This window comes from Marinobacter sp. MBR-105 (genome assembly GCF_053628895.1).
In genome coordinates this window covers 234,748-242,532 of record NZ_JBRJHG010000007.1, presented here as the reverse complement: position 1 = coordinate 242,532, position 7,785 = coordinate 234,748, and the positions used below count along the sequence as shown (strand labels likewise).

At 55.9% G+C, this 7,785-nt stretch carries 7 protein-coding genes; 1 reads left to right on the top strand and 6 read right to left on the bottom strand.

What is annotated here, in order from left to right:
• Positions 1-402: 402 nt before the first annotated feature.
• The gene (locus ACSSVV_RS10645; RefSeq protein ID WP_222180463.1) at positions 403-558 is read left to right on the top strand and encodes a hypothetical protein; all 156 of its coding nucleotides are present in this window, start codon (positions 403-405) and stop codon (positions 556-558) included.
• Positions 559-608: 50 nt separating this feature from the next.
• On the opposite strand, the gene ACSSVV_RS10640 is transcribed toward ACSSVV_RS10645, so the two are convergent.
• The 6 genes from ACSSVV_RS10640 to ACSSVV_RS10615 all read right to left on the bottom strand — a co-directional run bounded on the left by ACSSVV_RS10640 (position 609) and on the right by ACSSVV_RS10615 (position 7,739).
• On the bottom strand, positions 609-2,969 hold the full coding sequence (locus tag ACSSVV_RS10640) for a heavy metal translocating P-type ATPase (protein WP_454106211.1): 2,361 nt from the start codon (positions 2,967-2,969) through the stop codon (positions 609-611).
• Positions 2,962-3,189: a DUF805 domain-containing protein gene (locus ACSSVV_RS10635; RefSeq protein WP_011783710.1), complete on the bottom strand. Its 228-nt coding sequence runs from the start codon at positions 3,187-3,189 to the stop codon at positions 2,962-2,964. The genes ACSSVV_RS10640 and ACSSVV_RS10635 overlap by 8 nt, the downstream gene beginning before the upstream one ends.
• A 27-nt stretch (positions 3,190-3,216) precedes the next feature.
• Complete coding sequence (locus ACSSVV_RS10630) at positions 3,217-4,572, bottom strand: APC family permease (RefSeq protein ID WP_454106210.1); 1,356 nt, start codon at positions 4,570-4,572, stop codon at positions 3,217-3,219.
• Positions 4,573-4,663: 91 nt separating this feature from the next.
• Positions 4,664-5,413 (bottom strand): copper resistance protein B, encoded by a 750-nt coding sequence (locus ACSSVV_RS10625; protein WP_023011974.1) that lies wholly within the window; start codon positions 5,411-5,413, stop codon positions 4,664-4,666.
• Positions 5,410-7,119 carry a copper resistance system multicopper oxidase gene (locus tag ACSSVV_RS10620; protein WP_454106209.1) on the bottom strand — a complete coding sequence of 570 codons (1,710 nt, stop codon included), beginning with the start codon at positions 7,117-7,119 and terminating at the stop codon, positions 5,410-5,412. The genes ACSSVV_RS10625 and ACSSVV_RS10620 overlap by 4 nt, the downstream gene beginning before the upstream one ends.
• Positions 7,120-7,205: 86 nt before the next feature.
• Positions 7,206-7,739: a cupredoxin domain-containing protein gene (locus ACSSVV_RS10615; protein WP_011783705.1), complete on the bottom strand. Its 534-nt coding sequence runs from the start codon at positions 7,737-7,739 to the stop codon at positions 7,206-7,208.
• Between the last annotated feature and the right edge of the window lie 46 nt (positions 7,740-7,785).

Genomic DNA, 7,785 nt, shown 5'->3' with positions numbered 1-7,785 from the left:
GATCAGTTATTAATCAATCGCGACCGCAAATGAGCGGTAATGGCGGTAACCTGCTCAGTCTGCGAGACTTGCCGGGGACCTATGAGAAATCCGGGCTAGTGGAGACGCAAACTCTCTCTGGCTCGATTTCCTGAGCCAGCCAACACCGAGCTCAAGAGCAAGTACATCATAGAAAACTGAAACGTAACTGAATCATCAGATAACTTTAAACTACAGGATATTATTATGAATAAATCAGTCTTGGCAGTTTCAATCACCTTATTCTTTTCCACTATAGCGACGGCTAATACTGGCTTGGCAGACAGGATAAATGAAACTCGCAGTTACCCTGATATAACTGGAAGCAGCGTTACCCATGCCACATCACCTGGTGGCAATAATCCGGGTATGACGGGAGAAAACATGAAAGGCATGATCAGTCCGGATATGAAAAAGATGATGACGATGATGTCGTCTATGTCCAAGCGCGAGTTGAGTATGATGCATGAGGCTCACATACAGATGATCAGGGAACGGGCCAACGCGCGCCACTCGGATCACCACAGTCGGGATCAGTAAGCGGTATTATCAACGGCCTCAGAGCCCTATCTCTGAGGCCGATCACCTATTTACTGTTGAGGCCCGAGCTTGGTCACCCGTAGCCGCAGCGCATTCACGATCACGCTGACCGAGGACAGGGACATGGCCGCCGCTGCAAAAATCGGCGAAAGCAATATGCCGAAAAATGGATACAGAACACCTGCTGCAATTGGCACGCCTGCAGAGTTGTAGACGAAGGCGAAGAACAGGTTCTGCCGGATGTTGCGCATGGTCGCCAGCGACAAACGGCGAGCTTCCACAATACCCATCAAGTCGCCGCGAAGCAGGGTAATGCCAGCACTTTCAATGGCGACATCGGTGCCAGTGCCCATGGCGACACCCACATCCGCCGTCGCCAGTGCAGGCGCGTCGTTCACGCCGTCGCCTGCCATCACGACAACACGGCCTTCGTCCTTCAGGCGTTGAACAATCTTGCCCTTGTCTTCCGGCAGCACTTCCGCTTCCACTTCGTCGATATGCAGCTTGCGGGCAACAGCCTCGGCTGACGTGCGGTTATCGCCGGTCAGCATGACTACCCGTATGCCGTCCTTCTGCAGGGCGGAGATGGCGGCTTCGGTGGTTTCCTTGACCGGATCGGCTATCGCGAGCAAGCCTGCGACGTTGCCGTCGACAGCCGCAAAAATCACAGTCGCGCCGTCTTTCCGGAGCTGGTCGGCTTCGCCGTCATATTTTGCGGTGTCGACATTCTCGGACTCCATCAGGAGGCGATTGCCGAGCAGCACCCGCTTGCCATCGATTCCACCGGTGACCCCTTTTCCGTTAGGCGAATCAAAGTCCTCTGCATCCGGCAGCTCCAGATCCATGCTCTTGGCTTTATCGAGGATGGCGTGGGCCAATGGATGCTCGCTGCCCTTTTCCAGACCGCCGGCATAGCGCATCAGATCGTTGTCACTGAATCCTTTTGCCGCGACAAGTCGGGTGACTTGCGGCTTGCCCTCTGTCAGCGTGCCGGTTTTATCCACCACCACGGTGTCTACCTTTTCCATGCGCTCCAGCGCTTCGGCATCCCGTATCAGGACCCCACTCTGGGCACCGCGCCCAACGCCAACCATGATTGACATGGGTGTTGCCAGGCCCAGTGCGCAGGGGCATGCAATGATCAAAACGCTTACGGCAGCAATCAGGCCGAAGGCCATGGGCGGCGTGGGGCCAAAAACAGACCATGCGATAAAGGCGATGATCGCAATCACGATGACTGCCGGCACGAAGTAAGCGGCAACCTTGTCTGCAAGCCCCTGAATCGGCGCCCGGCTGCGTTGCGCACTGGCCACCATCTGAACGATCTGGGACAGCATGGTATCGCGGCCAACCTTGTCGGCGCGCATGATGAAACTGCCCTGCTGGTTAATACTGCCGCCGATCACCTGGTCGCCGGATTTCTTGCTGACGGCCAGAGGCTCCCCGGTCACCATGGACTCATCCACGTTGGAACTGCCTTCGAGCACTTCGCCGTCCAACGGCACCTTGTCGCCGGGGCGCACCCGCAGACGGTCACCAACCTTGACCTGATCCAGCGCCACATCGGATTCGCTGCCATCCTCATCCAACTTCCTGGCTGTGGCAGGCGCCAGATCCAACAAAGCCTTGATGGCGCCGGAGGTTTTCTCCCGGGCCCGCAGTTCCAGCACCTGACCAAGCAATACCAGCACAACGATGACGGCCGCCGCCTCAAAATACACCGCCACCGAGCCGTCTTCCTGCCGAAAGGCACCTGGGAATATCTGTGGCGCTAACGTGGCCACCAGGCTGTAGATCAGCGCCACGCCGGTGCCAATGGCGATAAGAGTAAACATGTTCAGGTTATGGCTAACGACGGATTTCCAGCCCCGGACGAAGAAGGGCCAACCGCACCAGAGCACCACTGGCGTCGCCAGTACTAACTGAATCCAGTTGGACATCTGAGGTGCAACAATATGATCAAGCCCGGTCAGGTGCCCGCCCATTTCCAGGAGAAAGACCGGTAACGTCAGTACCAGGCCAATCCAGAAGCGGCGAGTCATGTCCCTGAGTTCTTCCGAAGGCCCGTCATCCAGGCTCACCTGCTCGGGCTCCAGGGCCATTCCACAGATGGGACAGTCCCCCGGCCCTTGCTGGCGAATCTCCGGATGCATGGGGCAGGTGTACATGGTGCCCGGCGCTACCGGATCTTGCTGCTTCTTTTCGTCACCGAGATACTGCTCCGGATTCTCCTCAAATCTGGTCTTGCAACGTGACGAGCAGAAATACCAGGTGTTGCCCCCGAGCCGGCTACGATGCTCTGCAGTATGCGGATCCACTGCCATACCGCAGACCGGGTCCTTGGCGGTATGCTCGCCAGCTTCTTTAGCAGTGTGATGATCGTGGTGATGGGCGTGATGATGCTCAGCCATTCCGATCTCCTCCTTTATCGGCGGGCCAGTCTGCAAATGCAATGAAATACAGCAGAACCAGATTGACGATAGGGATCAGTATCAGCACACCCATCCAGCCCGGATACCCCGTGCGCTGACAAATACGCCAGGCCGGAATGACGACCACAATGGCGATCACCAGCATCCAGAGCCAGTGGCCCGCCCACATCGTGTTCCCAAACATGTTGTCTTCCATCATGGTAATGGCCTCTCTTCCTGATTCTGGTTAATGGTGGTGATGCGCGTGAGTCTGTTCCTGTTTCGCTTGCGCAGATTCCGGTGATTTTTTCAGGAAGACCTGTTCGGACACTGCAATCACAAGCATTGTGACCACTGCCACACCAATGACGAACGGGTCCGTACTCAGCTTCACCCAGACAAAACCGCCCAGAGCCAAAAGATCCAACAAAATGGCGGTGGCCGGCACCCAGCGGTTGGCCTTGATGTCCTGCCGCAGATAGCGCAACACGCCCCAGTGAATGGCAATGTCCATGATCAGGTAAAACACGATACCCAACGCAGCTATTCGTGACAGATCAAAGAATGCAGTGAGGACCAGACCCAGAACCACGGTATATACCAAGGTGTGTTTCTGGATGCTGCCGGGCATACCAAAATGCCGGTGAGGGACCAGTTTCATTTCTGTCAGCATGGCCAACATGCGGGACACCGCAAAGACGCTGGCCAGAATCCCGCCCGCCGTGGCCATCATGGCAATGGCGACGGTAAACCAGACACCGTACTCGCCCAGGGCCGGGCGTGCGGCTGCAGCGAGCGAGTAATCCTGTGTTTCGATAATCTCGGCAAGAGACAGATTACTGGCTACGGCAAACCCGACCAGCGTATAGATCATCACGCAGGCAGCAATGGAAATAACGATGGCACGCCCCACATTCCTCTTCGGATCGATCACTTCCGAGCCGCTGTTGGTAATTGTAGTGAACCCCTTGAATGCCAGGATCCCCAATGCAGTTGCGCCGAGAAAGTTACCCGGGGTTCCGGCTTCACCGGGCTCTGAAAAATCCACCGAGATTGTGTCGGCAATCCAGACCCCGACCAGACCGAAGATCAGGATGCCACCGATTTTCAGTACGCCGATAAAGGACGCGACACCCTGAATCATCCGATTGCCCATCAGGTTGATCAGAAAAGCCACCAGAATGAGGCCAACGCCAAGAATGGACACCATGCGGCCACTGTCATCGCCACCAAACAATTGCATGGTGTAGGACCCAAAGGTGCGAGCCAGGAAGCTCTGGGCAATCACCATCGAGAAATACATCAGGAGGGCGTTGAAGGCTGTCGGCAGCCGATTTCCGTAGGCCTTGTGCAAGTACATGCCAATACCGCCGGCGGAGGGGTAGGCATTGGAAATCTTGATGTAGGAATAGGCGCTGAAGCTCACAATCACTGCCGCAGCAAGAAAGGCCAGCGGGAAAAGCACGCCGGTCATCTGCGCCATCTGCCCGGTCAGTGCAAAAATACCGGCACCAATCATGACGCCGGTACCCAGCATGACCGTCCCAGGTAGAGTGAGACTGCCTTCCTGATAGCGAGTGGTTCGGTCTTCCTCCTTGCTCATTCGACCTCCTGCCATTGAGATTTTTGGTGGATTTGAATTGCATCAATTCGCTGGCGGAAAAGGCCATGAGTAGCCCCATGGCCCATCAACATCAGAAAGCGATCCGGGCGCCGATCACGGCAAACCAGTCTTCCGTGCTTCCAGCAGCGGTCTCAGCCAGATCAGCGGTATCACCGTACTTCCGTTCATGCACCACACCGAAATAGGGTGAGACGGCGCGGTCAATAAAGTCATAGCTCAGCCGCAGGCCTGTTTCCGTAGAAACCAGTCCTTTGCCGATACCGATTTCCTCGTCCTCGCTGAACGCCACGGTTGCATCCAGTGTTGCTGTCAGAATCCAGTGGTTGGTGAACAGCAGTTCGTACTCTGCATCCAGCGCGGCCGAGGTATCACCCTCTTTGCTTACATACAGGCTGGCATCGATCTCGAACCACTGCGGCGCCAGTCCAGTCACACCGAAAACAGCGTAGGTGCGGTCCGGGCCCTCCGGCGTATCGAAACGAACACCCGCTTTGGCATCAAAGAACCTGGAAACGGGAATCTGACCTACCAGCTGATGTTCCAGCGTTTCATAGGCCTGCTCCTCAATCTCGTATTCGCCCGTCGAGAGCAGCCGCACTTTGAAATCATCTGTACCGTAGAAGGCATCGGCGTTCCAGACGCCCAGTCCCTCATCGTCATCACTGTATCGGTATTCAAGTTCTTCAAACTGAATACCCCAGGTTGTCAGCGGTTGCTTGCGGCCAGAGGTATCTGCAATCATTGCCTGTGCCGCGGCCATAGCCGGCAATACAAGGAAGGCAAACAAACTGACGGCCCCAGAGAATCGCACCCCACTCATGCCTCACCTCCATCTTCAGCCATCGCCTCTGTTTTCGCCTGCTGCGAATCTGGGCCCCCCTCGACGATGACTTTTCGGAACATACCGGCAGCTGCGTGATAGGACAGATGGCAGTGGAATGCCCACTGGCCCGGTTCATCAACCTCCGTTTCCATATACACCGTGGTACCCGGGTTCACGTTAATGGTGTGTTTGATCGGGTTCCACTGACCGGCGCCCACGTCAAGAATCGACCACATGCCGTGCAGATGCATGGGGTGCGTCATCATGGTTTCATTGACGAACTTGAACCGGACGCGCTCCCCGTATTGGAGACGAATCGGATCAGCCTCTTCATACTTAACGCCATTAATGCTCCAGCTGTAACGTTCCATATTACCGGTCAGGCGGAGCTCGATTTCCCGGGTCGGTTCACGCTCCTCGTATAACGGATTCTGCGCCCTCAGATCGGCATAGGAGAGGAACTTACCGCCATTGGCCGCGGTCGGCACAAGGCCACTGCCTCTGGCGTAAAACGGATCATGTTGAGCCTGGTTATCCATCATCATGGAGCCGTGATTCATGCCAGACATGCCGGAGTGATCCATTCCCGACATCGACGAGTGGTCCATGCCGGCCATATCGTCCGAGCTGCCCATATCCATGTTTCCATGATCCATACCATGCATATTCCCCATATCCGCCATGGTCAGGCGGGCAGGTTCTCGCAGTGGCGGCACGGCCGCTTCCATTCCCTCTTCAGGAGCCAGTGTTGCCCGGGCGTATCCGGAACGCCCCATGGATTCGGCGAAGATGGTGTAGGCCTGTTCATCTCTCGGGCGCACGATCACGTCATAGGTTTCCGCGACGCCTATGCGGAATTCGTCCACCGTCACCGGTTGCACGTTATTGCCATCCGCCTGCACCACCGTCATATCCAGGCCCGGAATCCGGACATCGAAATAGGTCATGGCGGAGGAATTGATGAACCGCAGCCGAATGCGTTCACCCGGCTCAAACAACCCCGTCCAGTTCTGCTCCGGGCCTTTGCCGTTAATCAGGCCCGTAAACCCCTGGAGATCCTCTACATCCGCTTTCATCATGCGCATATCACCCCAGGCCAGGCGATCCCGGACGGTGTTCCAGAACCCCTGTTCGGAGCTATCAGAGAAAAACTCACCAACGGTCTGCTGTTTACGGTTGTAGTAGTCCGGCATCATTTTCAGGTTGCGCATGATGCGGTCACCGGAATGCGGATGCTTGTCCGTTAGTTGGACCACGTATTCCCGGTCGTACCGGAAGGGTTCCCGGCCCTCAGGTTCGATCACGATCGCACCGTAGGCCCCATCCGGCTCCTGAAAGCCCGAGTGGCTGTGAAACCAGTAGGTCCCAGCCTGCTGAATGGGAAACTCGTAGGTAAAGGTCTCACCCGGTTTGATACCCGGGAAACTGATACCTGGCACGCCATCCTGTTGATAGGGCAGGATAAGCCCGTGCCAGTGGATGGATGTCATTTCATCAAGGTTATTCGTCACAATGATCCGGACAGTCTCACCTTCCTTGAATCTCAGTACCGGCCCGGGAGACTTGCCGTTGTAGCCGATGCCCTGCTTTACAAAATCACCGGTATCAATTTCTACGCGATCAACCGTCAGGTCGTACTCGCCAGCCAACGCCAGTGCGGGCATCAGCAGGCACAGCACTACTGCACCCAAGCGAATGTTCATGTGTTTTGCTCCAAACGCACTTTATCGGGGCTGACAGGAGGGTGTAGCGTCAGCCCATAACGTCATGGTTAAAGCCATCTACCGGCTTATTCGAAATTCACGTCACCGTACATGCCAGACTGGTAGTGCCCTGGTACGTTACATGCGAATTCGATATTGCCCTGATTGGCAAACGTCCAGACCACTTCCCGGCTCTGGCCCGGCTCCAGCAGGACGCTGTTGGGATCGTCATGTTTCATCGAGTGGCCGTTGCCCATGTCCATGTTCATCATGTCATGATTCAACTTGTTACCCTGGATCACGCCATGCTCGACCATCATTCTCATTTCTTTCTGGTGGGCCTCATGCATACCCGGAGTCCCGATGTTGAACTCGTGCACAAGATTGCCCTTGTTCTGCACCACAAACCGAACGGTTTCGCCCGGCTTCACACGGATTTCTTCGGGTTCGTAGTAGTTGTCGTGCATTTCAACCGTTATGGTCCGGCTGGCTTCTGAGGCTTTTCCCGGTTCGCCAATGGAAGCACCATGGCCGTGACCACCGCCATGGGTGCCAGCCGCAAACGCCGATACCGACATCGAAAAAGCCAGGCCGGCCACAATCAGGTTTGATGCATTCATCCGTTTGTCTCCTGTGGAATAATGGTTTTGAGAACACGGCTGATTC

Excerpts from the sequence above, each read along its gene's own strand:
- ACSSVV_RS10645 (WP_222180463.1), top strand. The coding sequence starts at position 403 with ATGAAAGGCATGATCAGTCCGGATATGAAAAAGATGATGACGATGATG.
- ACSSVV_RS10640 (WP_454106211.1), bottom strand. The coding sequence starts at position 2,969 with ATGGCTGAGCATCATCACGCCCATCACCACGATCATCACACTGCTAAA.
- ACSSVV_RS10635 (WP_011783710.1), bottom strand. The coding sequence starts at position 3,189 with ATGATGGAAGACAACATGTTTGGGAACACGATGTGGGCGGGCCACTGG.
- ACSSVV_RS10630 (WP_454106210.1), bottom strand. The coding sequence starts at position 4,572 with ATGAGCAAGGAGGAAGACCGAACCACTCGCTATCAGGAAGGCAGTCTC.
- ACSSVV_RS10625 (WP_023011974.1), bottom strand. The coding sequence starts at position 5,413 with ATGAGTGGGGTGCGATTCTCTGGGGCCGTCAGTTTGTTTGCCTTCCTT.
- ACSSVV_RS10620 (WP_454106209.1), bottom strand. The coding sequence starts at position 7,119 with ATGAACATTCGCTTGGGTGCAGTAGTGCTGTGCCTGCTGATGCCCGCA.
- ACSSVV_RS10615 (WP_011783705.1), bottom strand. The coding sequence starts at position 7,739 with ATGAATGCATCAAACCTGATTGTGGCCGGCCTGGCTTTTTCGATGTCG.